This is a genomic window from Erythrobacter sp., from assembly GCF_023653175.1.
GTDB lineage: Bacteria > Pseudomonadota > Alphaproteobacteria > Sphingomonadales > Sphingomonadaceae > Erythrobacter.
The window spans coordinates 1-26,658 of the sequence record NZ_JAMNXL010000025.1 but is presented as its reverse complement, the minus strand read 5'-3'; the positions used below and the strand labels follow the sequence as shown (position 1 = coordinate 26,658).

22 protein-coding genes are annotated in these 26,658 nt (G+C 68.1%); 14 read left to right on the top strand and 8 right to left on the bottom strand.

Annotation, left to right across the window (positions count from 1 at the left end; genetic code table 11):
- The 4 genes from NBV68_RS05050 to NBV68_RS05035 form a co-directional block, all read left to right on the top strand.
- Positions 1-2,501 (top strand): efflux RND transporter permease subunit (locus NBV68_RS05050; RefSeq protein ID WP_296307740.1); only part of this gene is annotated, 2,501 nt, incomplete at its 5' end.
- Positions 2,498-3,934: a TolC family protein gene (locus tag NBV68_RS05045; protein WP_296307738.1), complete on the top strand. Its 1,437-nt coding sequence runs from the start codon at positions 2,498-2,500 to the stop codon at positions 3,932-3,934. The genes NBV68_RS05050 and NBV68_RS05045, both read left to right, overlap by 4 nt.
- Positions 3,935-4,084: 150 nt before the next feature.
- Positions 4,085-4,864, top strand: coding sequence for an AraC family transcriptional regulator (locus tag NBV68_RS05040; protein WP_296307735.1), 780 nt, complete (start codon positions 4,085-4,087; stop codon positions 4,862-4,864).
- Between the two features lie 267 nt (positions 4,865-5,131).
- A complete protein-coding gene (locus tag NBV68_RS05035; RefSeq protein WP_296307733.1) occupies positions 5,132-6,154 on the top strand; it encodes a hypothetical protein in 1,023 nt (340 codons plus the stop codon).
- Here the strand turns inward: NBV68_RS05035 and NBV68_RS05030 are convergent.
- Positions 6,151-6,522 (bottom strand): tRNA-binding protein, encoded by a 372-nt coding sequence (locus tag NBV68_RS05030; RefSeq protein WP_296307741.1) that lies wholly within the window; start codon positions 6,520-6,522, stop codon positions 6,151-6,153. The genes NBV68_RS05035 and NBV68_RS05030 overlap by 4 nt on opposite strands.
- A 94-nt stretch (positions 6,523-6,616) precedes the next feature.
- Here NBV68_RS05030 and NBV68_RS05025 point away from each other — a divergent pair, with 94 nt between their 5' ends.
- Both NBV68_RS05025 and NBV68_RS05020 read left to right on the top strand, forming a co-directional pair.
- Positions 6,617-7,066: an MAPEG family protein gene (locus NBV68_RS05025; RefSeq protein WP_296307731.1), complete on the top strand. Its 450-nt coding sequence runs from the start codon at positions 6,617-6,619 to the stop codon at positions 7,064-7,066.
- Positions 7,067-7,076: 10 nt separating this feature from the next.
- Positions 7,077-7,505: an MAPEG family protein gene (locus NBV68_RS05020; RefSeq protein ID WP_296307730.1), complete on the top strand. Its 429-nt coding sequence runs from the start codon at positions 7,077-7,079 to the stop codon at positions 7,503-7,505.
- Between the two features lie 59 nt (positions 7,506-7,564).
- On the opposite strand, the gene trxB is transcribed toward NBV68_RS05020, so the two are convergent.
- Together trxB and NBV68_RS05010 are read right to left on the bottom strand one after the other, a co-directional pair.
- The gene (trxB, locus tag NBV68_RS05015) at positions 7,565-8,536 is read right to left on the bottom strand and encodes a thioredoxin-disulfide reductase (protein ID WP_296307729.1); all 972 of its coding nucleotides are present in this window, start codon (positions 8,534-8,536) and stop codon (positions 7,565-7,567) included.
- Positions 8,537-8,596: 60 nt separating this feature from the next.
- Positions 8,597-9,412: a tyrosine-protein phosphatase gene (locus tag NBV68_RS05010; RefSeq protein ID WP_296307728.1), complete on the bottom strand. Its 816-nt coding sequence runs from the start codon at positions 9,410-9,412 to the stop codon at positions 8,597-8,599.
- 194 nt (positions 9,413-9,606) lie between these two features.
- On the opposite strand from NBV68_RS05010, the gene NBV68_RS05005 reads away from it, so the two are divergent.
- Positions 9,607-10,068: a response regulator gene (locus NBV68_RS05005; RefSeq protein WP_296307727.1), complete on the top strand. Its 462-nt coding sequence runs from the start codon at positions 9,607-9,609 to the stop codon at positions 10,066-10,068.
- Here NBV68_RS05005 and NBV68_RS05000 read toward each other — a convergent pair.
- The gene (locus tag NBV68_RS05000) at positions 10,065-11,726 is read right to left on the bottom strand and encodes an acyl-CoA dehydrogenase family protein (protein ID WP_296307725.1); all 1,662 of its coding nucleotides are present in this window, start codon (positions 11,724-11,726) and stop codon (positions 10,065-10,067) included. The two genes, NBV68_RS05005 and NBV68_RS05000, sit on opposite strands and share 4 nt — an antisense overlap.
- Positions 11,727-12,094: 368 nt before the next feature.
- Here NBV68_RS05000 and NBV68_RS04995 point away from each other — a divergent pair, with 368 nt between their 5' ends.
- Positions 12,095-15,445 (top strand): TonB-dependent receptor, encoded by a 3,351-nt coding sequence (locus tag NBV68_RS04995; protein WP_296307723.1) that lies wholly within the window; start codon positions 12,095-12,097, stop codon positions 15,443-15,445.
- A gap of 58 nt (positions 15,446-15,503) precedes the next feature.
- Here NBV68_RS04995 and NBV68_RS04990 read toward each other — a convergent pair whose 3' ends face one another.
- A complete protein-coding gene (locus NBV68_RS04990) occupies positions 15,504-16,670 on the bottom strand; it encodes an acyl-CoA dehydrogenase family protein (RefSeq protein ID WP_296307721.1) in 1,167 nt (388 codons plus the stop codon).
- A 209-nt stretch (positions 16,671-16,879) separates the two neighbouring features.
- On the opposite strand from NBV68_RS04990, the gene NBV68_RS04985 reads away from it, so the two are divergent.
- The 3 genes from NBV68_RS04985 to NBV68_RS04975 are packed head-to-tail and all read left to right on the top strand — an operon-like array spanning position 16,880 to position 19,537.
- Positions 16,880-17,242: a metalloregulator ArsR/SmtB family transcription factor gene (locus NBV68_RS04985; RefSeq protein ID WP_296307720.1), complete on the top strand. Its 363-nt coding sequence runs from the start codon at positions 16,880-16,882 to the stop codon at positions 17,240-17,242.
- A gap of 13 nt (positions 17,243-17,255) precedes the next feature.
- The gene (locus tag NBV68_RS04980; protein ID WP_296307718.1) at positions 17,256-17,921 is read left to right on the top strand and encodes a carbonic anhydrase; all 666 of its coding nucleotides are present in this window, start codon (positions 17,256-17,258) and stop codon (positions 17,919-17,921) included.
- A gap of 53 nt (positions 17,922-17,974) precedes the next feature.
- Complete coding sequence (locus tag NBV68_RS04975; RefSeq protein WP_296307716.1) at positions 17,975-19,537, top strand: SulP family inorganic anion transporter; 1,563 nt, start codon at positions 17,975-17,977, stop codon at positions 19,535-19,537.
- A 22-nt stretch (positions 19,538-19,559) separates the two neighbouring features.
- On the opposite strand, the gene NBV68_RS04970 is transcribed toward NBV68_RS04975, so the two are convergent.
- Positions 19,560-19,925: a metalloregulator ArsR/SmtB family transcription factor gene (locus NBV68_RS04970; protein ID WP_296307714.1), complete on the bottom strand. Its 366-nt coding sequence runs from the start codon at positions 19,923-19,925 to the stop codon at positions 19,560-19,562.
- A 12-nt stretch (positions 19,926-19,937) separates the two neighbouring features.
- The gene (locus tag NBV68_RS04965; protein ID WP_296307712.1) at positions 19,938-21,086 is read right to left on the bottom strand and encodes a hypothetical protein; all 1,149 of its coding nucleotides are present in this window, start codon (positions 21,084-21,086) and stop codon (positions 19,938-19,940) included.
- Positions 21,087-21,290: 204 nt separating this feature from the next.
- On the opposite strand from NBV68_RS04965, the gene NBV68_RS04960 reads away from it, so the two are divergent.
- The 3 genes from NBV68_RS04960 to NBV68_RS04950 all read left to right on the top strand — a co-directional run bounded on the left by NBV68_RS04960 (position 21,291) and on the right by NBV68_RS04950 (position 26,032).
- Complete coding sequence (locus NBV68_RS04960; RefSeq protein ID WP_296307710.1) at positions 21,291-23,252, top strand: alkyl sulfatase dimerization domain-containing protein; 1,962 nt, start codon at positions 21,291-21,293, stop codon at positions 23,250-23,252.
- Between the two features lie 138 nt (positions 23,253-23,390).
- Positions 23,391-24,857: a DUF1800 domain-containing protein gene (locus NBV68_RS04955; RefSeq protein WP_296307707.1), complete on the top strand. Its 1,467-nt coding sequence runs from the start codon at positions 23,391-23,393 to the stop codon at positions 24,855-24,857.
- A gap of 5 nt (positions 24,858-24,862) precedes the next feature.
- Positions 24,863-26,032: a DUF1501 domain-containing protein gene (locus NBV68_RS04950; protein ID WP_296307705.1), complete on the top strand. Its 1,170-nt coding sequence runs from the start codon at positions 24,863-24,865 to the stop codon at positions 26,030-26,032.
- On the opposite strand, the gene NBV68_RS04945 is transcribed toward NBV68_RS04950, so the two are convergent.
- On the bottom strand, positions 26,029-26,658 hold a 630-nt coding region (locus NBV68_RS04945), incomplete at its 5' end, for a putative glycoside hydrolase (protein ID WP_296307703.1). The two genes, NBV68_RS04950 and NBV68_RS04945, sit on opposite strands and share 4 nt — an antisense overlap.

Sequence of the window (26,658 nt, the reverse complement as noted above, 5' to 3'; positions counted from 1 at the left end):
TCAACATCCAGACGCAGGGGCGGCTGGTCACCCCCGAGCAGTTCGGCGACATCATCGTCAAGCGCTTCGACGATGGCCGGCTGATCCGCCTGACCGATGTCGCGCGGATCGAGCTGGGCGCGCAGGATTACAGCGTCAATGCTTTCAATTCGGGGCGGCCCACCGTGGCTGTGGTGGTCTCGCAGCTCCCCGGTTCGAACGCGCTGGCCACTGCAGAAGCGGTGCGCGGCGAGCTCGAGAGCGCGAAACGGGATTTCCCCCCGGGGCTCGAATACGCGATCCCCTATGCGCCGACGACCTATATCGAGGCCTCGATCGCGGCGGTCGAGGACACGCTCGTCGAGGCGATCGTGCTGGTCGCGCTGGTGGTGCTGGTGTTCCTGCAGAGCTGGCGCGCGGCGATCATCCCGATCATCGCCATCCCGGTGTCGCTGATCGGCTCCTTTGCCTTCCTCGCCGCCTTCGGCTTCAGCCTCAACAACCTCTCGCTGTTCGGGCTGGTACTGGCGATCGGCATCGTGGTCGACGATGCGATCGTGGTGGTCGAGAATGTCGAGCGCGTGATGGAGGAGGAAGGCCTCCCCCCGCGCGAGGCGGCGCACAAGACGATGGACGAGGTCTCCGGCGCGCTGATCGCGATTGCGCTGGTCTTGATCGGGGTGTTCCTGCCGACCGCCTTCATCCCCGGTATCTCGGGGCAGTTCTACCGCCAGTTCGCGCTCACCATCATGAGCGCGACGGCGATTTCGGCCTTCGTCTCGCTGACCCTCTCGCCCGCGCTCGCGGCGCTGCTGCTGAAGCCCAAGGCGCATGGCGAGACCCCGCCCACCCCCGGCTGGCGCGGCTGGGGGACGCGGTTCGCGCGCGGGTTCAATCGGGCTTTCAACGGGCTGTCGGACCGCTACGGCCGGTTCACCGCGCGCGCGGTGCGGGCGCTGGCGGTGATCGGCATCGCCTATGCCGCGCTGATCGGCCTGACCATGTGGCGCTTTGCCGAGACGCCGACCGGCTTCATCCCCGCGCAGGACCAGGGCTATCTCATCGCCGTGCTGCAGATGCCGCCGGGCACCTCGCTCGAACGGACCACCGAGACGCTGGAGCAGGCCCAGAAGATCGCGCTCGCCAATCCGGCAACCGCCAGCACCGTCGCCTTCGGCGGCTTCGACGGGGCGACCTTTACCAATGCCCCCAACGCGGCGGCGATGTTCATCTCCTTGAAGCCCAAGGACCAGCGCGCGGGCGCCAACCAGCTGCTCGGCGAGTTGAACGGCGCGCTCAGCCAGATCACCGCCGGCAACATCTTCGTGATCCCGCCCCCGCCCGTCTCCGGGATCGGCACCGGCGGGGGCTTCAAGATGATGCTCGAGGACCGCGGCGGGGCGGGCTATCAGGCGCTGGAGACGGTCGCCTTCACGATGATGGCCAAGGCCAATCAGGCGCCCGGCGTCGGCGGAGCTTTCACCACCTTCAACACCCGCACTCCGCGCCTCTACGCCGATATCGACCGCGAGCGCGCCGAGCAGCTGGGCGTGCCGCTGGAGAACGTCTTCGCGACGCTGGCGACCTATCTCGGCTCGACCTATGTCAACGATTTCAATCTATTGGGGCGCACCTTCCGCGTTACCGCGCAGGCCGACGCGCCGTTCCGCGAGAGCGCGAGCGATATCCTGCGGCTGCGCGTCCGATCCGACAGCGGGTCGATGGTGCCGCTCTCGGCAATAATGACGATCCGCAACGAGGGCGGGCCCTACCGCGTGGTGCGCTACAACCTCTACCCGGCGGCCGAATTGCAGGGCAACACCCTGCCCGGCTTCTCGTCGGGACAGTCGCTCGCGACGATGGAGGGCCTCGCCGCCGAGACCCTGCCGCAGGGCTTCGCCTTCGACTGGACCGAGCTGGCCTTCGAGCAGCGTCAGGCGGGCAATACCGGGAGCATCGCCTTCGCGCTCGCGGTGGTGTTCGTCTTCCTGCTGCTTGCCGCGCAATATGAAAGCCTGGTGCTGCCGCTGGCGGTGATCCTGATCGTGCCGATGTGCCTGCTGGCAGCGCTGCTGGGGGTCAATTTCATGGGGCTCGACAACAATATCCTCACCCAGATCGGTCTTGTGGTGCTGATCGGGCTGGCAGCCAAGAACGCGATACTGATCGTCGAATTCGCGCGCCAGAACGAGGATGAGGGCAAACCGCTGCACCAGGCGGCGATCGATGCGGCAAGGCTGCGGCTGCGCCCGATCCTGATGACCTCGATCGCCTTCATCCTCGGCGTGCTGCCGCTGGTGCTGGGACAGGGGCCGGGCTCGGAAATGCGGCAGGCGCTGGGCGTGGCGGTGTTCTTCGGGATGCTCGGGGTGACCGTGTTCGGCCTGATCTTCACCCCCGCCTTCTACGTCATCGCGCGGATGTTCGGCGACTGGGCGGGCGCGAAATTGCGGCGCGGCAAGCCCCGGCCGGAGCATGACGCGGCCCCGCCGCCTGCGGCCGAACCGGAGGCGGGCGCATGAACCGTACCCGCGCCCTCCCGCTCGCCGCCGCGATGAGCCTCACCGCCTGCATGGTCGGCCCCGACTATGCCGTGCCCCCCGCCCCCGGCGGCGAAGCGCCGCGCCTCCTGGAGGCCGATGCCGCGACCACCGCGCCCACCCCGCTCCCGCCGCAGTGGTGGCGATTGTTCGGCGATCCGGTGCTCGACGGGCTCGTGACCCGCGCTCTTGAACGCAACACCGACCTGCGCGTCGCCGCCGCCAACCTGCAGCGCGCCCGCGCCCTCGTGTCCGAGGCCCGCGCCGGCCAGCTGCCCTCGACCACATTGAACGCCCAATATGTCCGCCAGCGCTTCGGGGGCCAGGTGTTCAACGCGATCGGCAACGTCCCGGTCGTCACCACCGATTTCTTCACCACCGGGATCGATGCGAGCTACGAGATCGACCTGTTCGGCGGGGTGAACCGTGCGTTGCGCGCCGCGGTCGCCGACGCGCAGGCCGCGCAGGCGCAGGTCGATGCCGCGCGCGTCGCGGTCGCCGCCGAGACCGCGCGCACCTATGCCGAGGGCTGCGCGCTCGCGGTGCGGGTCAGGACCGCCGAGGAGAGCATCGCGCTCGCCCGCCGCTCGCTCGCGCTGGTCGATACGAGCCGCAAGGCCGGCTATGCCGACGCGCGCGATGTCGCCGCTGCGCGAACCATCCTCGCTCAGGCGGAGGCCGCGCTGCCCCAGCTGGTCGCCGAGCGCCGCGCCGCGCTCTATGCGCTCGCCTTCCTAACCGGCGATCCGCCCGAGGCCGTGTCCGAGCCTGCCGCCGCCTGCGCCGCGGTGCCGGGCCTTGCCGCACCGCTGCCGGTGGGCGACGGGCAGGCATTGCTCGCCCGCCGCCCCGACATCCGCGTCGCCGAGCGCCAACTCGCCCGCGATACCGAGCGCGTCGGCGTGGCGGTGGCGGCGCTCTACCCCCGGATCAGTCTGCTCGGCACCCCCTCGCTCGGCGCGGCGCGGCCCGGCGACCTCGGTTCCTCGGCCAGCTTCGGGTTCTCGATCGGGCCGGCGATCAGCTGGAACTTCCCCTTCAACGGCGCCGCCCGCGCGCAGGTGCGCGCCGCCCGGGCCGACACCGAGGCGGCGCTCGCGCGCTTCGATGCCGCGGTGCTCGGCGCGTTGCAAGAGACCGAGGCGGCGCTTGCGCGGCTGGCCGGCGCGCTGGCGGCCGAAGCGCGGCTGCGCGAGGCGGCCGATGCCGCGCGCGAGACCGCGCGGCTCACCGAACTGCGCTACAAGGCGGGGAGCGACGACGCGCTGCGGCTGATCCAGGTGCAGCGCGAATGGCGCGCTGCCGAGGCCGCCTTCGCCGAAGCCGCCGGTGCCCGCGCCGCAGCGCAGGTGAGCGTGTTCCGCGCGCTTGGCGGCGGGTGGGAAGTGCCCGCTTCAAGCCCGCCGCAGACCTGACCTTGCGCCAAGCGAGGGCCGCCTACTCCCCCGTGCAGCAGCCTTCGCGCCACCGCTTCGGGTGAGCCCCAGACCCCCCGAAAGATCAGGGGCCCAAGCCTTGCCGTGCAGGCCTGCGCGGGGGATCATGTGCGCGAAGGACGGCTTCTCATGACCCAGCTCGCGACCATCCCGATCCCCCACTCAACGCCTTTGCGGCCTGCCCCCGCCGGCCGCGCGCCGCTCCCGGACGCTACCTGCCGTGACCACGCACTCGCGCTGTTCCGGGTCAGCGGGGCCGAAGGGATCGACCGCCGGGTCGCGGGCCGGGCGCTGCGGGTCGCCGGGCCTCCCGCGCCGGCCGGAGGCGACAACTGGTTCGCAATTGCCTTCGATGCGGCCTTCCTCAAGGCCGCCGAGACCGCGCACGGAATGCGGTTCGAGCCCCTGCCTGCGATCACCGACCCCGAAGCCCACACGCTTGCCGCGATGATCCGCGCACTGTCGGCGGGCGAAACGGCGCCCGATCCGCTGCTGTTCGATTCCTTGCGCCACGTGCTCCTGTGGCGCCTGCTGACGCTCTCGGGCGAGCACCGGCAGCAGGGCGCGGCGCGCGGCGGGCTGGCGCCGTGGCAGGCGCGGCGCACCACCGCCTTCCTCGCCGCCAATATCGAGCGCCGCGTGCAGCTCGGCGAGCTTGCCGCGATCGCCCGCCTCTCGCCCTTCCATTTCGCGCGCGCCTTTGCCCGCACCATGGGCATGCCGCCCTACCGCTACCAGCAGGCGCTGCGGATCGAGCGCGCCGCCGAGCTGTTGGCGACCAGCGAGATGCGGATCATCGAGATCGCGCTCGCGGTCGGCTACGAGACCCCGCAGGCGCTGGCGCGGGTGTTCGTCCAGCAGCACGGCGTGACGCCTTCCGAATGGCGCCGCCGCCACGCGCAGCGCTAGCCGCAGCTGCTGGCGCGGGGGCTCTTGCCCGGCTTGGCCCGGAAAGATGCGCGGATATGTCTCTGGTCACAATGATGACGACCGACGCCCCCTCGCTCGTGACTACAACATCCTCGATCCGGGAAAAGACGAATCAATATCGCGCATATTTTATTGTATCAGTTGATTTTCGGAAATTCGGCGATACTGTCGGACGCGGAGTAATTTCGTGAACTGTTGTGGATCTGGATAGTCATAAATCCGATCGATGCTGTGAGAGGCGCTCAAATGGCTGTTACCCCCAAGCTGATTGCTTATGTAACCAACGCAAATGACAATGGCGTCTCACTCAAGGTCGGATCGGTGATTCCGGTCGACCTCGATGCCCGGACCCCGCTCAAGCCGATCCGCATCTTCGGCCGCTCGACGAGCGACGGGTCGGGGACAAATGCCATCATCGTCACCGCAAATGGCAAAACCGCTTTCGTCAGCAACGAGTTCACGAATGCTCCGGCTGGAACAGTCTCCCGGATCGATCTGGCTTCAGGCAAGGTCCGCTGGTCGATCACCGTCGGCGCCGAGCCGGTGGACATCGAATTCGTGCCCGGCACCCACGAAGAATGGGCGTGGGTCGCCAATTACAAGGACCAGACGATCACCACCGTGAACCTCGACAAGGGCGAGGTAAGCGCGGTCATCAAGGTGCCGGGACTGGGGCCCAACACGGTCGCCTTCACGCCCGACGGCAAGTTTTGCTACGTTGCGAACTGGCAGACCGACAACCCGGCTGGCAGCAGCGTGACCCCGATCGAGGTGACCGATAACGGCGCCTCGGGCACCGTCCTGCCGTCGATTCCGGTGGGGCTCAACCCGAACTGGGTGACCTTCACCAAGGACGGCACCACGGCCTATGTCGCCAACAAGGGCAGCAGCAGCCTTACGCCGATCGATGTTGCCACCAACACCCCCGGGGCCGCCATCGCCTTGCCCGGACCGCCGATCCAGATCGAGCGCAGCCCCGACGGCAGCTTTGCCTATATCGCGATTGCCGGGGATCACATCGATGCGGTGGTCCGCCTCGATCTCAGCGCCAATCCTGCGACGGTGGGTGCGCCGATCCATCTCGTCAACAAGTCGCAGCCGCACTGGATCGGCTTCACGCCCGATGGAGCCACTGCCTATATCGTTGGCAATGGCAACAGCACGCTGACACCGATCACGGTGGCAGGCGATGTGCTGGGCGAGCCGATCACCGTGGTGACCGGCCGGTCAGCGGATATCCTGGACATCGCGATCGTGGCGGCCGGCTAGAACAGCCGCGCGCCCGGCGGCACCGCGCTGTCGGGCTGGAACAGCACCACCCGCCCTTCCGCGTCCGGAAAGCCCAGCGTCAGCACCTCGGACATGAACTTGCCGATCTGGCGCGGCGGGAAGTTGACCACCGCGGCGACCATCCGCCCCTCGAGCTCCTCCGGCGCATAGAGCGCCGCGACCTGCGCCGAGGAGCGCTTCACGCCCACGCCGGGGCCGAAGTCGATGGTGAGCTTGAGCGAGGGCTTCCTCGCCTCGGGGAAAGGCTCGGCGCGGATGATGCGGCCAGCGCGGATATCGACCCTGAGAAAGTCGTCGAAGGCGATCGCCTCGGCGGGCGGAGCGGCGGGATCGTGGACAAGGTGCATGGCGCGGCAGGCTCGCAGGTAGGTTGCGTTTGACAATCCATTACGCCCCCCGCAGTCTGTGCGCCAGAGAGTGGCTCTCGAAGGGGATCAATCGATGCAAGCGCAAATGCTCGCGCCCGCCGCCGTGCTGGTGGTGTGGACGCTCGTCATGTGTTTCTGGATGGCGGGCGTGCGCCTGCCGGCGTTGAAGAAGGCCGGGATCGACCTCGGGACAAGACCGGGCGGGCGCGGGCAGGACCTGGAAGGCGTGCTCGACCCAAAGGCCAACTGGCCCGCGCACAATTATGCGCACCTCGTCGAGCAGCCGACAGTGTTCTACCCGGCAGTGGTGATTCTGGCGGTGATGGGCGCAGGCGGCGTGGATGTGGGTCTCGCCTGGGCCTATGTCGCCTTGCGGATCCTCCATTCGATCTGGCAGGCGACCGTCAACAAGGTGCCGGTGCGGTTCCTGCTGTTCATCACCTCCACCCTGGTGCTGGTGGCGCTGGCACTGCGTGCGGTGATGGTGACGCTGCTCGCCGACCCCTCGGCGCTTCCGGCTTAAGGAGACGATCATGATCGGAATGGACATTCTTCAACCCGTCGTTGCGCTGCTGGCGTGGACCATGGTTATGTGGCTGTGGATGTACGCCACCCGCATCCCGGCAATGAACAAGGCCGGGATCGACGCCAAGAACCTCGTCGGTGGCGAGGCATCAAGCCTGCGCGCCAAGCTGCCCGACACTGTCAGCTGGAAGGCGGACAACTTCAACCACCTGCACGAATCCCCGACGCTATTCTATGCGGTCGCGATCGTGCTGGCGATCATCGGGCAGGGAGACGGGTTCAACACCATGCTCGCCTGGGCCTATGTGGGATTGCGGGTGGCGCACTCCATCGTGCAGGCGACGATCAACCGAGTGATCATCCGGTTTGCACTTTATGCGCTGTCGAGCCTGGTGCTGATGGCGCTGATCCTGCACGCCGGGATTGCGGTGTTCTGAACCTCGTGCCCTCCCCTAGCCACTCCCGCAAGCGGGAGGGGCTAGGGGTTGGGAAAATCCTACTCCGCGGCTTCGGCCTGCTGCACGGCGTGCGCGCGCGACGCCAGCCAGCGCTCTCCGTCGAGCGCCGCCATGCAGCCCATCCCAGCCGCGGTCACCGCCTGACGGTAGACGTGGTCGGTCACGTCGCCGGCGGCAAAGACGCCCGGGATTGCGGTCTTGGGCGTGCCGGGCTCGGTGAGCAGATAGCCGCTTTCGTCCATCGGCAGCTTGCCGACGAACAGCGAAGTCGCGGGCGCATGGCCGATCGCGACAAAGGCGCCGTCGGTCTCGAGCGTCGAGGTCTCGCCGGTCACGGTGTCAGTCAGCGCGAGGTGGTGGAGCATGCCGTTTGCGCCCGCCTCGAAACTGTCGACGCCCTTGTTCCAGAGCACCGTGATCTTGGGATTGGCGAACAACCGCTCCTGCAGGATCTTCTCGGCGCGCAAGCTGTCGCGGCGGTGGATCAGGGTCACGTTGTCGGAGTGGTTGGTAAGGTAGAGCGCCTCTTCCACCGCGGTGTTGCCCCCGCCGATCACCGCGACCTTCTTGCCGCGGTAGAAGAACCCGTCGCAGGTTGCGCAGGCCGAAACGCCCTTGCCGCCCAGTGCCTGCTCGCCCCGGACGCCCAGCCACTTGGCCTGCGCGCCCGTGCAGATCACCACGCAATCGGCGATATATTCATCCCCGCTGTCGCCGATCGCACGGAACGGCGAGCCGTGTTCGAGATCGACCGTGACGATCGTGTCCCAGATCATGCGCGTGCCGACATGTTCGGCCTGGGCGCGCATCTCTTCCATCAGCCACGGGCCCTGCACCACGTCGCGGTAACCGGGATAGTTCTCGACATCGGTGGTGATGGTCAGCTGGCCGCCGGGTTGAAGGCCCTGGACGACGATCGGCTCGAGCATCGCGCGAGCGGCATAGATCGCAGCCGAATAGCCTGCCGGGCCGGAGCCGATGATGAGCATCTTGGTGGTGTGGGTGGCCATGTCTGGGGTCCCTCGGTCGGAATTCTCAAAAACGCGATATGGGGTTTGGCCGCGCGATTGTCACGCCACGAGCTTGGCGCGCAGACGCTCTTTTCTTGGGCCATCCACACCTAAGATTGTCTCAAGGTAGGCATCGAGCGAGCCGTGATCGGCTGTCACCTTCGCGATGTAAGTCTCTATATATTCGGGCAGAACGCCCATCAGGTTGTGCAGGGCGTCAGGCGGAATCGTGCCGTAATGCGCCTCCATCCGGGGGAGCGACTGGCGCTCGAGGATCGCGCGGGTCGGCGCTTCGTTGGTCAGGAGGAATTCGCCGACCACATCGTCATGGTGCACGCCGAGGACGTGGAGCAGCAGGCTTGCCGCGATCCCGGTGCGGTCCTTGCCGGCAAAGCAATGGACGAGGCTGCCCCCCTCATTGGCATCCAAGGCATTGAAATATTCTCGGAAAACCCAGATCATCGCGGGGTTGACCGGCATGCGGGTGTAGACCGCGAGCATCCGCTCGCGCGCCTTTTCGGCGGTCATGACGATCTGGCCACCCCCACCTTCATGCGGCGGCGAGTTCGTGGTTTCCCCATCATAGGCAATCACTTGCGCGGCGAAGTTCGCATGGCGTCTGCATGGAAAACCCTCCCGCTCGCTGGTGCCGCGCAGGTCGATCACGGTGCGGATATCCAGCTTTTCCAACAGCGCCAGATCCCCGTCCGACGCCTCCATGTGCTGGCCCGAGCGCAGCAGCACCCCGGTGCGCACGCGGCCCTCGCCGGGCACCGCATAGCCGCCATAATCGCGAAGATTATGAATGCCTTGCGTGACATAGAACGGGCCGATGCGGGCGCTGTTGGAAACAGCCTGAGGAGAATCGCTGGTCATGGGACGCGACCCTTACAGTGCCCCGGGACAGGGGCAAGACGCAGCTACGGCATGGCCATGACCACGCTACCACCGCGCGACAACCGGCGCATTGCCCGCCTTAGGGATTGCTCCGGAGGGGCCCGGCAGGCCCGCCCCAACACCTGCTTGGTTAATCCGGCATTTGCCAACACCAGCCCGGACGATACCCACCCATGGCCCGCATCCTGATTGCCGATGACGACGAACTGATCGCGGAACTCGCGAGCGAAGTGCTGATCGATGCAGGCTATGCCTGCGGCTGGGTGACCAGCGCTGCGGCGGCGTGGACCTGCGTGCAGAAGAAGCGCCCCGATCTGCTGCTGCTCGATCAGGCGATGCCGGGCGAGTCCGGCATGACCCTGCTGCGCCGGCTGCGGCGCTCGAGCGTGCTCTACGATCTGCCGGTGATGATGTTCACCGCGATGAACGGCGAGCAGGACCAGTTGCAGGCGATCTATGCGGGCGCGCAGGATTTCGTCTCCAAGCCCTTCGAGCCGGCCGATCTGGTCGCGCGGGTGCGGCGCATCTTCACGCTGCGGGGCGACCGTCCGCGCCATGTCGATCTGAAGAGCGCCGTGCTGCCCGATCCGATGCGCGCGGTGCTGCCAGAAGTGCCCTTCCGCCGCGTGCTCTAGGCCGCCGCAGCGGCGCGCGCCTGCCCGGCGAGCAGCCCGCGCCCGATCACCTGCGCCTGGATCTCGGCAGCGCCTTCGAAGATGTTGAGAATGCGCGCATCGCATAGCACCCGGCTGATCGGATATTCCATCGCGTAGCCGTTCCCGCCGTGGATCTGCACCGCATTGTCCGCCGCCCCCCACGCCGCACGCGCGCCGAGCAGCTTGGCCATCCCCGCCTCGATATCGCAGCGCGCGCCCGAATCCTTGGCGCGCGCCGCGGCATAGGTGAGCTCGCGCGCCATCACTGTCTCGGTCGCCATCAGCGCGAGCTTGTCGGCGACGCGCGGGAATGCGGTCAGCGCCTCGCCGAACTGCTTGCGGCCCAGCGCGTAATCGAGCGCCAGGTCGAAGGCGTTCCACGCCACCCCCACCGCGCGCGCGGCGGTCTGGATGCGCGCGCCCTCGAAGGTGCGCATCAGCTGCTTGAAGCCCTGCCCCTCGCGCGCGCCGAGGAGGCCGTCCGCAGCCACCACAAAGCCATCGAGGCCCAGGGCATACTCCTTCATCCCGCGATAGCCGAGCACCGCGATCTCGCTGCCCTCGATCCCGGCGTCGGGGAACGCCGCGCCATCCGTGCCCCGGGTCTTGTGCGCCAGCAGCATCGAGAGGCCCGCATAGCCCGGCACCGCCGGATCGGTGCGCACCAGCATCGTCATGAGGTCGGCGCGCGCCGCATGGGTGATCCAGGTCTTCGCCCCGGTCACCCGCCAGCTGCCGTCTGCGGCCTGCGCGGCGCGGGTGCGCACCGCGGCAAGGTCGCTCCCGGTGTCGGGCTCGGTGAAGACCGCGGTCGGCAGGCACGATCCGTCGGCGATGCGCGGAAGCCATTTGGCCTTCTGTTCAGGCGTGCCGTTCTCGGCGATCAGCTCGCCCGCGATTTCCGAGCGGGTGCCGAGCGAGCCTGCGCAGATCCACCCGCGCGACAATTCCTCCGAGACCACCGCCATCGCCAGCTTGCCGAGGCCGAGCCCGCCGTGGCTTTCCGGGATGCACACGCCGAACACGCCGAGCGCCGCCATCTCGGCGATGACGCTGTCCGGGATCAGCGCGTCGGCAAGGTGCCAGTGATGCGCGTGGGGCGTGATCGCGGTGGCCGTGAAGCTGCGCATCTGGTCGCGGACAAGGTCGAGCGCCTCATCGCCCAGCCCTTCGTCAGGCCGCACGCCCTCCGCCAGCAATGCGGCAAGGAGGCTGCGGGTTTCGGGCGTGCTGCCCTCGGCGAGGAAGCGCGCTACCGCCGGATGCGCGGCCAGCGCGCGCGCGGTCTCCGCGCTGCCGAGTGCTGCGGGACGGACAACTTCTTGCGCGCTCATCGGCAGGCCGTAAGCGATCTGCGCGAGATATTCGCCAAAGCCGATGCGCAAGGTGAGTTCCTCGGCCGGCCCGAACCGCCCTGCCCGTTCGGCGCGCGCCGCCCAGTCGGCGGTCGCCTCGAGCGCGGCGATGCTGGCCGCAACCCAGGCAAAACCGTGGACGCGGTGCTGTTCGCGCGTCAGCAGGGCTGAATCTGGCGTGCCTTGCGGGGCGACCACCGCCGCCACCGCCTGCCGCACCTGTTCCGAATAGTCCCGCGCCGCCCCAAGTGCCGCCTGCGCCGCCGTCGTCCAATCGCTCATGCCCGGGTGCTAGCAGAGCCGCGCGCGCGCGCCAGCCCTGCAAATTGGCGATGGCGCCAGGGCCTGTTGCCATTCCATCACACCTTGCCCGGCGCGCAACAAACTACGTCGAATGGCCACTAACCACGAAATGGCCGGATCGTAATACCGAATACCTGCAGCCAGATCACTGGCGCAACATTCGTCTGGGGGCAGACGATCAGGGGCCGCAAACTCTGACATCTGGCCTCGCGCAGGAAGGACCGCACAGGATGCGCCTCGGGGGCTCTTGCCCGAAAGACGGCGCACCTTGCGACTACGGCACGGCCCGGCACCGCAAAAAACGCGGTTCCAGTCCCTGTCCCGACCATCTTACGCGAGGACATAACATGCGCACACCCAAGCTCTCTCTCCAGTCGTCGTCGCTTCCCGCTCTGGCCGCCGCGCTGCTGATCGCCGGCCTGATGCCCGCGCAGGCGAGCGCCGCCGAGGACGAAATCACCGCCGAGGACCTCGCCGCCGCCGAGGTCGAGCCCGAAGAGCCGGGCGAGGCGATCGTGGTCACCGGTTCGCGCATCGCGATCGACGCCACGACCGAGAGCACCAGCCCGATCACCGTGGTGGGCGCCGAAGATATCGCGCTGAGCGGGCAGGCGGACCTTGCCACGCAGCTGCGCCAGATCCCGGCGCTGCAGGGCTCGCTGCCGGGCATCGACTCGGTCAACCAGGCCGCCGCGGGCGACAGCTCCGACCTCGGCCTCAGCCTCCTGAACCTGCGCCAGCTCGGCTCGGTCCGCACGCTGGTGCTCGAAGACGGGCGCCGCCACGTGCCCGGCACCGGCGGTTCGGCCGCGGTCGATATCGGCGCGATCCCGCAGGGGCGCATCAAGAGCGTCGAAGTGCTCACCGGCGGCGCCTCGTCGATCTACGGCGCGGACGCAGTCTCGGGCGTCGTCAACTTCACGCTGCGCTCGGGCCGCGATTTCGACGGGCTCGAATTCAACGGCCAGGGCGGCATCTCGGGTGAGGGCGATGCCGAGAACTACTCGGTCAGCCTTGCGGGCGGCGGCGAATTCGCCGACGGGCGCGGCAGCGCGGTGTTCTCGGTCGATTACTCCAAGCAGGAGCCGCTGCGCGCCTTCGAGCGCGACTTTGCGGGCACCGGCATCTTCGGCCTCGGCTTTGCCAATCAGGCGATCTTTGACCTGCTCGGCCTCACCGATGCCGATTACGGCCTGCCCGCCGGCCAGCGACCGAGCCAGGCCTTCTATCCCAACGTCACCCTGCCGGTCTCGAGCCGCTTCGGGATCATCGCCATCGACAACGGCTTTGCGAGCGCCTTCGATGCGGTCAACGCATTGAATGCCAACGGCTCGGTGCCGACCTTGCCCGGCACCAACATCCCCATCGCCCAGGTGTTCGACGGCACCAGTCTGCGCGCCTTCAACGCGGGCACCTTCGTCGATGCCTTCAGCGCCTCGGGCGGTGACGGGATCGGCGCCAACGTCAACGAGCTGATCCTGCCCGAGCTCGAGCAGCTGGTGTTCAGCGCCGGTGCCGATTTCGAGGTCACCCCCGGCATCACCGCCTTCTTCGAGGGCAAGTACGCCTTCACGGACGGCGTCGATGCGACCGGCACGCCGTTCAACGACGACATCCCGATCCGGCTCGACAACCCCTTCATCCCGACCGCGCTGCGCAACCAGATCACCACGCTCCAGGGTCTCGGCCAGAGCCCGGTGATCGTGATGTCGCGCGACATCCAGGATATCGATGTCCTGCCGACCGAGAACACCGAGCGCACCACGATCCGCTTCGTGACGGGCCTGCGCGGCGAGTTCGACAAGCTCGGGTGGAAGTGGGAACTGTCCTACAACTACGGCCGCACTGAGGTCGAATCGGTGTTCAAGAACACCCGTCTGGATGACCGCTATTTCTACGCCATCGACGCGATCGCGCTGACCAGTGGCAACCTTGCCGCGTTCCGCGCCAACAACCGCACGGTGAGCGCGATCCGGGGGGGCGAGTCGATCCAGATCAACCCCAACAACGCGCAGGCCGGCGACATCATCTGCCGCTCCGAGCTTGACGGCACCGCGCCGGGCGTCTCGCCCTTCCCGCGTCCGCCGCGCAACCCCGACGGGACCGGCCGCGCGATCAGCTTCACGCCGCGCACCGGCGTGTGCGCGCCGATCAACATCTTCGGTCCCGACTCGATCAACGGCGCGGGCGCGGACTTCGCCTTCGTCGATATCGTCAACTCGACGATCCTCACCCAGCAGCAGCTGCTCGGCTCGCTGGCCGGTGACACGGCGGAGTTCTTCGAGCTGCCGGGCGGCCCGGTCGGCTTTGCGGTGGGCTTCGAATACCGCAAGGACACCTCGCTGTTCACCCCCTCGCCGTTGCAGAATTCGCCCGGCATCACCAGCGGCGTCGTCTCGAGCGGCTCGCCGGTGCGGCCCTCGCCCGATCCGAGCTTCCAGGACCCCTCGATCGAGGTCACCGAAGTCTTCGGCGAACTGCGCACGCCGCTGCTGGCCGACATGAAGTTCGTCGACCTGCTCGAGCTGAACGGCGCGATCCGCTATTCGGATTACAACACGATCGGCAAGACGCTCGCGTGGACCGTGGGCGGCCGCTACAAGCCGCATGAGACGCTGTCGTTCCGTGGCACCTATTCGGTCGCGGTGCGTGCGCCCAACCTTGCCGAATTGTTCGGCCCGGTGCGCGCGGCAACGATCGGCCTGCTCGCCGACCCCTGCGCTGCGGCAAACGTCAATTCGGGCAGCTCCTTCCGTCCTGCCAACTGCCTCGAATTCGTGCCGGCCGGGTTCAACCCTGCCCAGTTCGCCTCGGCCTTCCGTCCGGGCATCACCGGCGGCAACCCCAACCTGCAAGAGGAAGAGGCCAAGACCTTCACGGCCGGTCTGGTGTGGCAGCCCAACGGCTTCCTTGATGGCCTCAGCGTGATCGCGGACTACTACGACATCGAGATCACCAGCGCAGTGGGGTCGCTCACCGGCCTGCAGATCGCGGCGGCCTGCGTCGACCTGCCCAGCACCGACAACCAGTTCTGCGATGCCATCACCCGCAACGCGACCACCGGCGTGATCGACTTCTTCACCGCCGGCAACGTCAACCTCGGCTCGCTGGCGGTGCGCGGCATCGACTTTGCGGTGACCTACACCGTCGACGAGCCCTTCGGCGAAGGCCTGGGTTCGTTCGACCTGTCAGTGACCGGCACCCGCTTCCTCGAAGACACCTCGATCTTCTCGGCGACCCCGGGAACGAGCAGCACCGATCCGCTCCAGGCCGAGCTCGATCTGACCTCGCAGGCGATCGACAACGACAACCTCGGCGAATTCGGCAACCCGGAATGGATCGCCAATTTCGGCGTCACCTGGAAGCTCGAGCGGGGCCGTATCGGCTGGACCGGGCGCTTCGAGAGCAGCCAGCTTGCGCCGGGGATCACCAACATCCAGGTCGTCGACGTCGCGATCGATGGCGGCGAAGTGGTGGTGCGGCCGGACAACACCCTCGTTCCGCTCTCGCAGCGCGACACCGGGGATTCGCTGGTTCACGATGTCTTCGCCAGCTACGATGTGACCGACAACTTCAGCTTCTACGGCGGCGTCAACAACCTCACCGACCGCGAGCCCTACCTCGCCTCGCTGGTGCGGCCGATCGGTGTGCGCGGGCGGTTCTTCTACCTCGGCCTGCGCGGCAAGTTCGGAGGATAGCCCGACGGGCACCGCAGGGGGCGGGGCGGCTTCAAGGCCGCCCCGCCCCTTGGCGTTTCTACTCGTAGGTGCCCAGCAACCCGCGCGCGACCACCCAGTTGTGGATCTCGCTCGGGCCGTCATAGATGCGCATGGTGCGCAGCTTGTTGCTCATGAGGTAAAGCGGCAGCTCGCGGGTCATGCCCATGCCGCCGTAAAGCTGCATCGCGTGGTCGACGATCTCGTAGGCGCTCTCGGTGCAGAAGCTCTTGATCATCGAGATCTCGCTGCGGGTGTCGCGGCCCTCGTCGATCTTCCATGCGCAGTCATAGGTCATCAGCCGCATCGCGTGGATCTTGGTCGCAGCATCGCTGATCCAGTTCTGCACCGTCTGGCGCGCCGAGAGTGGCTTGCCGAAGGTCGTGCGCTGCGGCGCGTAGTCGATCATCATGTCGAGCGCGCGCTGCGCCATGCCGATCGACCACGAGGCCATCTCGATCCGCCGCGTGCCCAGCCGCACCTGCATCGGCGCAAAGCCCTGTCCGCGCTTGCCGAGCAGCTTCCAGCCCGGCACCCGGCAATCCTCGAGCGCGATTTCATAAGTCGCCGTCCCGTCGATCATCGGAATCTTGCGGGTGACGTTGAAGCCGGGCGTGCCCTTGTCGACGAGGAAGGCGGACATGCCGTTGCGGCCATTGGGGTTCTTGTCAGTCACCGCCATGAGGATCGTGAAATCGGCTTCCGCGCCCTTGGTGATCCAGATCTTGCGGCCGTTGATGATCCAGTCGTCGCCGTCCTGAACGGCCGTGGTGCGCATCCCCTGCGGGTCGGCGCCCGCGCCGGGCTCGGAGATGCCGATCGCGCTGATCGTCTCGCCGCGGACATAGGGTTCGAGATAGGCCGCGCGCTGGCGCTCGTCGGCGGCGACCATCAGCATGCGCAAGTTTGGCGAATCCGGCGGGAGGTAATAGGGGACGACGGTCTTGCCGAGCTCCTCGGAGACGCCGACCATCGCCACCATCGGCAGGTTCATGCCCCCCACTTCCTCGGGTGCATCGAGGCCCCACAGGCCGAGCTCGCGGCTGACGGCATCGACCTTGGCGGTCTCTTCGGGGGTGAGATAGGTACCCTGCCCCACATTCTCGCGGGCAATGACGCTCGCCTCGTAAGGCATCAGCTGATCGCGCACGAACTTGCCGACGAGCTCTTTGAGCATCTGGTGTTCGTGATCGAGCTCGAAATTCATGTCTGTGTCGTCCCTGTCCTGTTGCGGGTGGGTGGAAGGCGCCCCTGACACCACACATTACGCAGCCTGTCACCCATCGGATTGCACAAGAAGCTGTAGGGGGAGCCGGGAGGGCGTGGGCCGTGTCCTCTGCACTTGACGTAAGTTTTGAATGTGCATAACTTCTCATTTGCAAGCCTGCGAACTTTTGCAGGTATAGGGAGAGGGACATGCCGAGCCGGCTCATCGTGTCGCGTGAACTCGCCGACCTGTTCCGCCTGCTCGCCCATGCCGACCGGCTGCGCCTGATCGAGGATCTGCGTGGCGGCGAAAAGGACGTGACCGGGATCGCCCAGTCGCTCGACCTGCCCGCCACCCGCGTCTCGCAGCACCTCGCGCTGCTGCGCGCCCAGCGGCTGGTCGAGGAACGCCGCGACGGGCGCAACCACTTCTATCGTCTTTCCCACCCGCATCTCGCCGAATGGGTGCTCGACGCCCTGCCCTTCATCGACATCCGCCAACGGCTGGAAGATGCCGACCATATCGACACCGCGCGCGCCCTGTGGGGCGTGCCGGACCGGAACCCCCACTGAAAGGATCGTTGCAATGCCCCATTTCGCTCAAGGCGTGGTCAAGTTCCAGCGCGAGGTCTTCCCCGAGAAGGCAGAGCTGTTCGAACGGCTCGCCACCGGTCAGAGCCCCGAGGCACTGTTCATCACCTGCTCGGACAGCCGGATCGAGACCGCGATGCTCACCCAGACCGATCCGGGCGAGCTGTTCATCTGCCGCAATGCGGGCAACATCGTCCCCCCGCACACCAACCAGACCGGCGGGATGACCGCTTCGATCGAATTCGCGATCGGCGCGCTCAAGATCCCGCATATCGTTATTTGCGGCCACACCGAGTGCGGTGCGATGAAGGGCGCGATGAACCGCGCGGGGCTCACCACCCTGCCGCATGTGCGCGAATGGTTGGGCTACGCGCAGGGCGCGGTCGACATCACCGAGGCGATGGGCGCCGGGCTCGACCCCGAGGCCAAGATGCGGATGCTGCTCGAGCAGAACGTCATCCTGCAATTGCAGCACCTCAAGACCCACCCCACGGTTGCGGTCGCGCTGGCGCAGCGGGCGGTGACGCTCCACGGCTGGGTCTATGACATCAAGACCGGCGAGGTGTCCGCCTATGACGAGGCGAGCATGACCTGGGTCTCGGTCGAGGAGCGCTATGCCGCCGACATGGCCGAGGCCGTGCTCCACAGTCACGTCTGCTGATCCGGCGCGTCCACCCCCTTAAACCCGCCCTTTTTGCACCGGAGCCTCTCCCCATGCTCGCCGCCTCTTCCGAACGTCCGACGTCAGCCGTGCTCGGCCGCGACTTTCTTGCCTCGATCGTGGTGTTTCTGGTCGCCCTGCCGCTGTGCATGGGGATCGCGATCGCGTCCGGGGCCCCTCCGGCGCTCGGCCTGATCACCGGGATCGTCGGCGGGCTGGTGGTGGGCGCGCTCGCCGGATCGCCGCTGCAGGTCAGCGGCCCGGCGGCCGGCATGGCGGTGCTGGTCTACCAGCTGGTGCAGGAACACGGGCTGATCATGCTCGGCGTGGTCGGTCTGATCGCGGGCGCGCTGCAACTGCTTGCGGGCGTGCTGAAGCTCGGCCAGTGGTTCCGGGCGATTTCGCCCTCGGTGATCCACGGGATGCTGGCGGGGATCGGTGTGCTGATCTTCGCCTCGCAGCTCCACGTGATGCTCGACGATGCGCCGCGCGCCAATGGCCTGCTCAACATCGCCGCGATCCCCGAGGCGGTCATGAAGGTCTTCCCGGTCGACGGCTCGGTGCACCACCTTGCTGCTATGGCCGGGATCGTGACCATCGCCACCATCGTGCTGTGGAACCAGTTCAAGCCCAAGAGGCTCGCTCTGATCCCGGGCCCGCTGCTCGGCGTGATCGTCGGCACCGCCTTTGCCATCGCCTTCGCCTTGCCGATCACGCTGGTGATGCTGCCCGAAACGCTGGCGAGCGGGCTCAACATCCCGACGGCAGAGGCCTTCGCGGGGATCACCAACCCCGATATCCTCACCCTCGGCCTCGTCTTCGCCTTCGTTGCCAGCGCCGAGACGCTGCTCTGCGCGACCGCGGTCGACAAGATGCACGTCGGCACCCGCACCGATTACGACAAGGAACTGCGCGCACAGGGAATCGGCAACATGATCTGCGGCGGCCTCGGCGCGCTGCCGATGACGGGGGTGATCGTGCGCTCTGCCGCCAATGTCGAGGCCGGGGCGACGACGCGCTTCTCGGCGATCATGCACGGCGGGTGGCTGCTGCTGGCGGTGGTTGCCTTCCCCTTCGTGCTCAACGAGATTCCGACCTCGGTGCTCGCCGCGATCCTTGTCTATACCGGCTACAAGCTGGTCAACGTCGCCCAGATCCGCAAGATCGCCGAGTTCGGCCGCCAGGAGCTGGTCATCTATTTTGCGACGCTGATCGGAGTGGTGGCGATCGACCTCCTGACCGGCGTGATCCTCGGCTTCGTGCTGGCGACCGCGAAGCTGGTCTACACCTTCTCGCACCTCGAGATCCGGCGCGAGCATGACGCTGAGACCAACCGCGTCGACCTGTGGATGACCGGCTCTGCCACCTTCTTCTCGATCCCGCAGCTCGGCCAGGCACTCGAGAGTTCACCTTTCGGGTCGGAAGTGCACATCCATGTCGAGAAGCTCGACTATATCGACCACGCCTGCCTGGAAATGCTGTCCTCGTGGGAGAAGCTGCACCAGTCGACGGGCGGGTCGCTGGTGGTCGAATGGAGCGAGCTGGTCGAGCGCTATGGCCGCCGCTCGGAAGAGAAGACCGAGATTCCCGGCCTGATGGTGCGTCCCGCCGCCTGAACCGGCCCTGCGGGCGGGCCGGTCAGATGACCGGCTCGGCCCCTTCGGCCTGCCACAACTGCTTGGCATTCTGGAGATCGAGCGGGGTCGCGCGGCTCAGCCGGTGGCCGATGAAGTCGATCCCTTCGATCAGCCAATGCGCAAGCTCCGGTTGGGCGAGGCTGTAGACGCGTTGCTGGCCGCGGGTCTGGGTCTCGACCAGCGCGACCGCGCGCAGCACGCCCAGATGCTGCGACACGCGGGTCGGCGAAATCTCGAGCAGATCGCCAAGCTCGTTCACGGTCTGCTCGCCCGCCTGCAGCTTCAAGAGCAGGCGGATGCGATCAGGGTGCGAAATCTGCCGCAGCACATGGGCCAGTTCAGTGGCGACAACCTTACGACTTGGCATGATGGTGCCCCTTTAGCCCGTTGTGATGTTTTCATGTGATGAGATAACGCGCAAATGGGAGGTTTGGCTCCCGGCGCTTGCATTTTTGTCATTCTGCAAGGCGCGCCACGGACGCTGCGGTCGCTTGCTGACCGCTTCGCCCCGGCACAGCATTGCGACAAAGGCGCTGTCGGCGACTTCGCTGGCATAGGGCGCGCCGCTCTGGCCGTGCCCGGGCGTGGTCACCCCGCTGTCGCGCAGCAGGGCCCAGGCCTCGTGCAGCCGCGCGGCGGGGCCTCCGGCTCCCGCGGCATTGAGGGTCAGCGCGAGGGTGTGGATCAGCGCAGCCGCATAAAGCGGCAGGCGGCTCGCGCCCTCGCCCGGCGCCTCGCTGGTGACCAGCCGCAGCGCGCGGGGCCCCTCGCCCGCAAACCACAGCATCGGCCAGGCGCGGCGCACGCCGCTGGCATGGCTCAGCAGCGTGAACACCGTGCTGCGCAGATCGGGCATGGCGATCACCGCATCCCACGGCGCGCGCGCCGCCATCAACGGCGGCAGCGCGTCTTCGAGTGTGAGCAGGTCGATTGTAAGCCCCGTGCCCGTCAGCCCTTTCCCCACAGCAAGCAGGCGCGTGGCGACCGCGTTGCGCTGGCGGGCGGTGACGATGATCGCGAGCCGCTCGCGCGGTTGCGCGCGGGCAGCGCGGATCATCGCGGCGAGCACGCCCGCGCGCGGCACGGGCACCTCGCCCGCGTCCTCGGCGATGCACTGCGCGGGATGCGGGCTCATCAGCATGAGGTCGAGCCCGCCGAGCCCGGGCGCCGCACCGCGCGGGTGATCGACCAGGTAGCTGACGACGAACTGCGCCTGCGGCAGGCTCGCAAGCCCGCCGTGCTGGAAAGCGGCCGGGCTCCAGCCGAGCCAGGGCGCAAACAGGGGCGCGGCGCCGGGCATGCTCCAGTCGGCGAAACGCTTGAGGCCGCGCGGCTGCTCGGCGGGGACGATCTCGGCCGCAATCCCGACCCAGCCGAGCAGCGCACCAAGCGCCGTGCGCCATTCCTCCGGTATCTCCCCGGCCGGATGAACCAGCCGGAAGCGCGCCTCGACCAGCGTCAGCTGCGGCCGGACAGGCGCGCTCGGGGCGAGCACAGGGGCGTCCGAAATCGGGCTTGTCTGATCCATGCGCCAGGTCCTTTGCGAAGGCGAAACAGGAGAGGTGCTGTCTGGTAGCGGCGGGAACTCAATCGGAAAAATTCAATCTTTGGTTGCAAACGTTCCATATTATGAATGTAGGAAGATGCCTCCCTGCCCCGCCTGCCCGCCCCCGCTTGAAACCGCGCCCGCACGCGGGCATCACGGGCGCGGGAGAAGAGGGGTAATGCACATATGAACACCGCAAGCTTGCGCGCCGCCGCGGCGCTGGCTCTCGTCGTCGCCGCCAGCACGGGAGCGGCGCAAGGCGTCCCTGCTCCGGCCAGCGAGGCAACCCGCAGCGAACAGCGCGCCGCCGCCCAGACCCTGCCGCCCGAAGGCACCCGAGATGCCGCCGACGCCGCCCGCGGCTTTCTGGCGACGAGGCCGGATCCGGTGATCCTCGCTCCCAACGGCAAGCCGGTCTGGAACCTCGATGCCTATGCCTTCGTCACCGGCCCTGCGCCCGATACGGTCAACCCCTCGCTGTGGCGGCACATGACGCACCTCAAGCGCCACGGATTGTTCGAGGTGACGAAGAACGTGTGGCAGGTGCGCGGGTTCGACGTTGCGAACATGACCGTGATCCGCGGGAGCACCGGCTGGATCATCATCGACCCGCTCACGAGCATCGAGGCGGCGCGCGCGGCGATGGAACTGGTCAACGCGGCGCTCGGCGCGCGGCCGGTCAGCGCGGTGCTCTATTCGCACAGCCATGGCGACCATTTCGGCGGCGCGCGCGGGGTGGTGGACGAGGCCGAGGTCAAGGCCGGCCGCGTCGCCGTGATCGCGCCCGAGGGATTCATGGAGGAGGCCACGTCCGAGAACGTCATCGCCGGGGGCGCGATGGCACGGCGGGCGGCCTACCAGTTCGGCACCGGGCTCACCCCCGGCGCGACCGGACAGATGGGGAGCGGTATCGGCATGGGGCTATCGATCGGCACGCTCTCGCTGATCCCGCCGACCGACACCATCGCCGCCACCGGCGAGACCCGCGTCGTCGACGGCGTGACGCTCGAATTCCAGATCGTCTCAGGGACCGAGGCTCCGGCTGAATTCAACGTCTTCATCCAGCCGGAAAAGACCTTTCTCGCCGCCGAGATCGCCACCTGCACGCTGCACAACATCCTCACCCCGCGCGGGGCCAAGGTGCGCGATGCGCGGGCCTGGGCGCATTATCTCGACGAGGCGGCCATCCGCTATGCGCCGCAAGCCGATACGGTGATCTCGAGCCATTGCTGGCCGGTATTCGGCCGCGCGGCGGGCACCGCGTGGCTCGCCGCCCAGCGCGACAATTACCGTTGGCTGCACGACCAGACCGTGCGCCGCATGAACCGCGGCGAGACCATGGCCGAAATCGCCGAGGCGCTGGAAAGCGCGCCCCCGCCGGGCAACGCGCAGGAGTGGTCGACCCGCGGCTATTACGGGACGATCAGCCACAACGCCAAGGCGATCTACCAGTTCTATCTCGGCTGGTATGATGCCGTCCCGGCCAACCTCCACGCCTACCCGCCGGTCGAGCGGGCCGTGAAGCTGGTCGACGCACTGGGCGGTGCGGAGCGGACGCTGGCGCTGGCGCGCAATGCGATGGCGGCGGGCGATTATCGCTGGGCCTCGGACCTGCTGCAGAACCTCGTCTTCGCCGAGCCCGCCAACGCTGACGCCAAGGCGCTGCTGGCGCAGTCCTACGAACAGCAGGGCTACCAGTCGGAAAGCGCGATCTGGCGCAACCAGTTCCTTGCCGCGGCAAGTGACCTCAGGCGCGGACGCGCGCAAACCGCGGCGGTGCAGCCCACCGACCTCATCGCTGCCCTGTCGACGCAGGAACTGCTCGATTCGGCCGCAACCCGCTTCGCTCCCGAAAGGCCGGGCCCGCGGGGCATCACCATCGGCATCGAGCTGACCGACCGGGGCGAGAGCGCCGCGCTCGAGATCACCGGCCAGGCGCTGATCGGTCGGGTCGGCGCCCTGCCCGCCAGCCCCGCTGTCACCATCAAGGGCCCGCGCCCCATGCTGCTGGCGCTCCTGTTCCTCAAGCAGCCGGTCGCAGCGCTCGAGAAGGCCGGGCTCGAGGTGACCGGCGACAAGGCCGCGCTTCAGGCGCTGGTCGATAACCTCGACCTCATGCCGCAGGGCTTCGAGATCGTGATGCCCTAGAAAAAATGGCGTCATCGCGCGAAGGGCCGGGCATGTTCATGCGTTGACAATGCGAAAGGCGGCACACTCCCGCCTGCCGCCTTGCTGCCATCAGGAACGCTGCCCAATGCCTGTGACCCTGCCCCGCACGAGCGCCGCATGAGCCGGCCGAGCATCGCCCTCAGCCGCTTCGGCTACGGCATTTCCGCCAAGGACAGCCCCCCGGCCGATCCGCGCCGCTATCTGCTCGCGCAGCTTGACGCCTATGATCCGGCACCGGCCGCGATTGCCGGACGGATGCGTTCGCGCGGGGAGACCGGCGCGATGGTCGAACTGGTGCGTTCGCTGCGGCAGGATCGCCGCTTAGCCGGGGCCATGGCCGAGGCTGGCCCGGCGATGGCCGGACAATCCGCCCCGTCCGACGACCCCCGCGCCGCCGCGCTGGAGGGCCTTCCCCCCGAATATCGCAGCAAGCTGGCCGAAGCGCGGCAGGTGCTGGTGGGCGATATTGCCGCGCGCACCCAGCTGGCGGTCTCCAGCCCGGCCCCGATGATCGAGCGGCTGGTGCACTTCTGGTCGAACCATTTCAGCGTATCGGTGGGCAAGGTCGGCACACAGTTCGAAGTTGGCCCGCATGAATTCACCGCGATCCGCCCGCATGTGCTCGGGCGCTTTGCCGACATGCTCAAGGCCGCGGTGCTGCATCCGGCGATGCTGCTTTATCTCGACCAGTTCCAGTCGATCGGCCCCAATGCGCCCTTCGCGCAAGCGCGCGCGCGGCGCGGCGGGGATCAGCCGGAGCGCCCGCGCGGCCTCAACGAGAACCTCGCGCGCGAGGTGCTGGAGCTGCACACGCTCGGCGTCGATGGCGGCTACACGCAGGCGGACGTGACCGAGCTCGCGCGCGCGCTCACCGGGTGGACGGTACCGGGCATCGGCCGGGTGGGCCGCTTCGCCGAGGATCAGCCAAGCGGCGCGGCTTTCGTCGCGCTGGTGCACGAGCCCGGCGCGCGCCGGGTGCTGGGCCGCACCTATCCCGCAGGCGAGGCCGGGCAGGCGCTGGCGATCCTCAATGATCTGGCGGCGCATCCGGCCACGGCACGGCACATCGCGTCCAAGCTGGCGCGGCACTTTGCCGGCGACACTCCGCCGCCCGCGCTGGTGGCGCGGCTCGAGGCCGATTTTCTGAAGACCGGCGGCGATCTCGCCAGCCTTACCGCCACGCTGATCGATGCGCCCGAGGTTTGGACGCCCGCGCCGGTCAAGTTCCGCACGCCCTTCGAATGGTTGATCGGCGCGATGCGCCTGACCAGTGTCGGCAAGCTGCCCCCGCAGCGGATCGTCGGCGCGCTGAACGAACTTGGCCAGGTGCCATGGCGCGCGCCCTCGCCTGCGGGCTATGATGACCTCGCTGCCAGCTGGGCCGGGCCCGATGCGCTGGTGCGCCGGGTCGAGTTGGCGGAACGGATCGCGGGCAATGTCCCTGCCGACGATGTCCTCGCCCGCGCCGAAGCCGCTTTTCCCGGGGCGCTCGGCGAGGCGACCCGCACCCAGCTGAGCCGCGCCGAGAGCGGCAGCCAGGCGCTCGCGCTGCTGCTGGTCTCGCCCGAAATGATGCGGAGATGAGCCCGATGAATAGCGCCCTTGACCGTCGCAGCCTGCTGGCCGGATCGCTGATGCTGGGTGCAGGCAGCCTCGCCCTCCCCCGCCTCGCCTTTGCGCAAGGGGCGGGCAGCCGCAACCTGCTGTTCGTGCTGCTGCGCGGCGCGGCCGACGGGATGGCGATGCTCGCGCCCGTCGGCGACCCGGGGTTCGAGGCCCTTCGCGGCGCGAGCCTCGCCGATTACGAAGGCGCGCCGCGGCTCGGCAGCTTCTTTGCCGTCCACCCCGCGCTCGCCGAGGTCGCCAGCATGGCGCAATCGGGCGAGGCGCTGTTCGTTCACGCCGCCGCTACCGCCTATCGCGAGCGCTCGCATTTCGACGCGCAAAACCTGCTCGAGACGGGCGGAGCGGTGCCCTACAGCATCAAGGACGGCTGGCTCAACCGGCTGGCAGCGCTGCTCAATGAAGGCGCGCCGGCACCCTTGCGCGCGCTCGCCATCGCGCAGGCCGTGCCGCTCGCCCTGCGGGGCGATGCGCCGGTGTCCAACTATGCGCCTTCGGCCCTGCCCGCGGCCTCCGAGGATCTGCTGGCGCGGGTCAGCCAGCTCTATGCCACCGACAGCGAGTTCGGCCCGCTATGGGCGCGTGCGCTCGAGACCAAGGCGATGGCTGAGGACGATGGCCTGAAGAACCTGCGCGATGCGAGCGCCGCAGGCGAACTCGCCGCCTCGCTGATGCGCGATGCGGGGGGCGCGCGGATCGGGATGATCGAGCTGGGCGGATGGGACACCCATGCCAACCAGCGCGGCGCCTTTGCCCGTTCGGCGCGCGGTCTCGATGCGCTGCTGGCGGCCTACAAGTCCGGGATGGGCGCCGCCTGGGCCGATACGCTGGTGGTGGTGGCGACCGAGTTCGGCCGCACCGCGCGGCTCAACGGCACCGGCGGCTCGGACCATGGCACCGCCTCGGCGGCGCTGGTGATGGGCGGCAGGGTGCGCGGGGGACGGGTGATCGCCGACTGGCCGGGCCTTGCCGACCGCCAGCTGTTCGAGGGCCGCGATCTGGCCCCCACCACCTCGCTCGAAAGCCTGCTGGCGGGGGCGGCGGCCGAGCACATGCGGCTCGACCCTGACCTTGCGATGGCGCGGCTGTTCCCCGGGCGGGGAGCCAAGCCGCTCGCCGGGATCGTTCGCAGCTAGAACGAGCACTCCGCGCCCGCAGCGCTGTCGTCGCGGGTGACTTCGCCGATCTGGAAGGCGAAGGGTGCCTCGGAGGCGAAGGTGAGCTTGCCGCCCGCCTCGCCGAGGCACTTTGCGGTGAGCACCATCTCGCGCCAGCCCTTGCCCTCGGCAACCGAGAGCCCCTGCGTGATGTCGAGCGATTTGCCGCCCGCCGTCACCGTGACCGGCCCTGCCGGGCGGCTGGCGACGAGATAGGTGATCCGGAACGCCGCGCCGCTCGCCGGGCCGGTGAGCGAGAACTTCGCGCCCGAGCCGAAGGCGATGCGCCGCGCATCCTCCTGCGCGCGGCGGTCGACGCCGGTGGCGACGATCCCGTTGCCGCTGCCGCGCAGGTCGGGGAGCAGCGCGTTGTCGGCCAGCGCCTGAACCTGCGCCCCGAGCTTGCCGCTGGCGAACCACGCCGCGCCAGTATCCTGCGTCAGCGCGTTGCAGGTCTCGTCGAGCGGGATCTGCGCGATGCGCGGCGCCGCAAAGCCAAGGCCATGGCCGCGCGGGAAGAGCGCGCCCTCTGCGCCATTGAGCGGTGCACCTTCGCAGGAAGCGGGCCAGCTGAACGAAAGGCGCCCGGTCGGCTGCGCCTTGCC

Excerpts from the sequence above, each read along its gene's own strand:
- NBV68_RS05030 (WP_296307741.1), bottom strand. The coding sequence starts at position 6,522 with ATGCACCTTGTCCACGATCCCGCCGCTCCGCCCGCCGAGGCGATCGCC.
- NBV68_RS04970 (WP_296307714.1), bottom strand. The coding sequence starts at position 19,925 with ATGCCAAGTCGTAAGGTTGTCGCCACTGAACTGGCCCATGTGCTGCGG.
- NBV68_RS04950 (WP_296307705.1), top strand. The coding sequence starts at position 24,863 with ATGAATAGCGCCCTTGACCGTCGCAGCCTGCTGGCCGGATCGCTGATG.
- NBV68_RS05040 (WP_296307735.1), top strand. The coding sequence starts at position 4,085 with ATGACCCAGCTCGCGACCATCCCGATCCCCCACTCAACGCCTTTGCGG.
- NBV68_RS04980 (WP_296307718.1), top strand. The coding sequence starts at position 17,256 with ATGCCCCATTTCGCTCAAGGCGTGGTCAAGTTCCAGCGCGAGGTCTTC.
- NBV68_RS04985 (WP_296307720.1), top strand. The coding sequence starts at position 16,880 with ATGCCGAGCCGGCTCATCGTGTCGCGTGAACTCGCCGACCTGTTCCGC.
- NBV68_RS04960 (WP_296307710.1), top strand. The coding sequence starts at position 21,291 with ATGAACACCGCAAGCTTGCGCGCCGCCGCGGCGCTGGCTCTCGTCGTC.
- NBV68_RS05045 (WP_296307738.1), top strand. The coding sequence starts at position 2,498 with ATGAACCGTACCCGCGCCCTCCCGCTCGCCGCCGCGATGAGCCTCACC.
- NBV68_RS05010 (WP_296307728.1), bottom strand. The coding sequence starts at position 9,412 with ATGACCAGCGATTCTCCTCAGGCTGTTTCCAACAGCGCCCGCATCGGC.
- NBV68_RS05035 (WP_296307733.1), top strand. The coding sequence starts at position 5,132 with ATGGCTGTTACCCCCAAGCTGATTGCTTATGTAACCAACGCAAATGAC.
- NBV68_RS04965 (WP_296307712.1), bottom strand. The coding sequence starts at position 21,086 with ATGGATCAGACAAGCCCGATTTCGGACGCCCCTGTGCTCGCCCCGAGC.
- NBV68_RS04990 (WP_296307721.1), bottom strand. The coding sequence starts at position 16,670 with ATGAATTTCGAGCTCGATCACGAACACCAGATGCTCAAAGAGCTCGTC.
- NBV68_RS05020 (WP_296307730.1), top strand. The coding sequence starts at position 7,077 with ATGATCGGAATGGACATTCTTCAACCCGTCGTTGCGCTGCTGGCGTGG.
- NBV68_RS04975 (WP_296307716.1), top strand. The coding sequence starts at position 17,975 with ATGCTCGCCGCCTCTTCCGAACGTCCGACGTCAGCCGTGCTCGGCCGC.
- NBV68_RS04955 (WP_296307707.1), top strand. The coding sequence starts at position 23,391 with ATGAGCCGGCCGAGCATCGCCCTCAGCCGCTTCGGCTACGGCATTTCC.
- NBV68_RS04995 (WP_296307723.1), top strand. The coding sequence starts at position 12,095 with ATGCGCACACCCAAGCTCTCTCTCCAGTCGTCGTCGCTTCCCGCTCTG.
- NBV68_RS05025 (WP_296307731.1), top strand. The coding sequence starts at position 6,617 with ATGCAAGCGCAAATGCTCGCGCCCGCCGCCGTGCTGGTGGTGTGGACG.
- trxB (WP_296307729.1), bottom strand. The coding sequence starts at position 8,536 with ATGGCCACCCACACCACCAAGATGCTCATCATCGGCTCCGGCCCGGCA.
- NBV68_RS05000 (WP_296307725.1), bottom strand. The coding sequence starts at position 11,726 with ATGAGCGATTGGACGACGGCGGCGCAGGCGGCACTTGGGGCGGCGCGG.
- NBV68_RS05005 (WP_296307727.1), top strand. The coding sequence starts at position 9,607 with ATGGCCCGCATCCTGATTGCCGATGACGACGAACTGATCGCGGAACTC.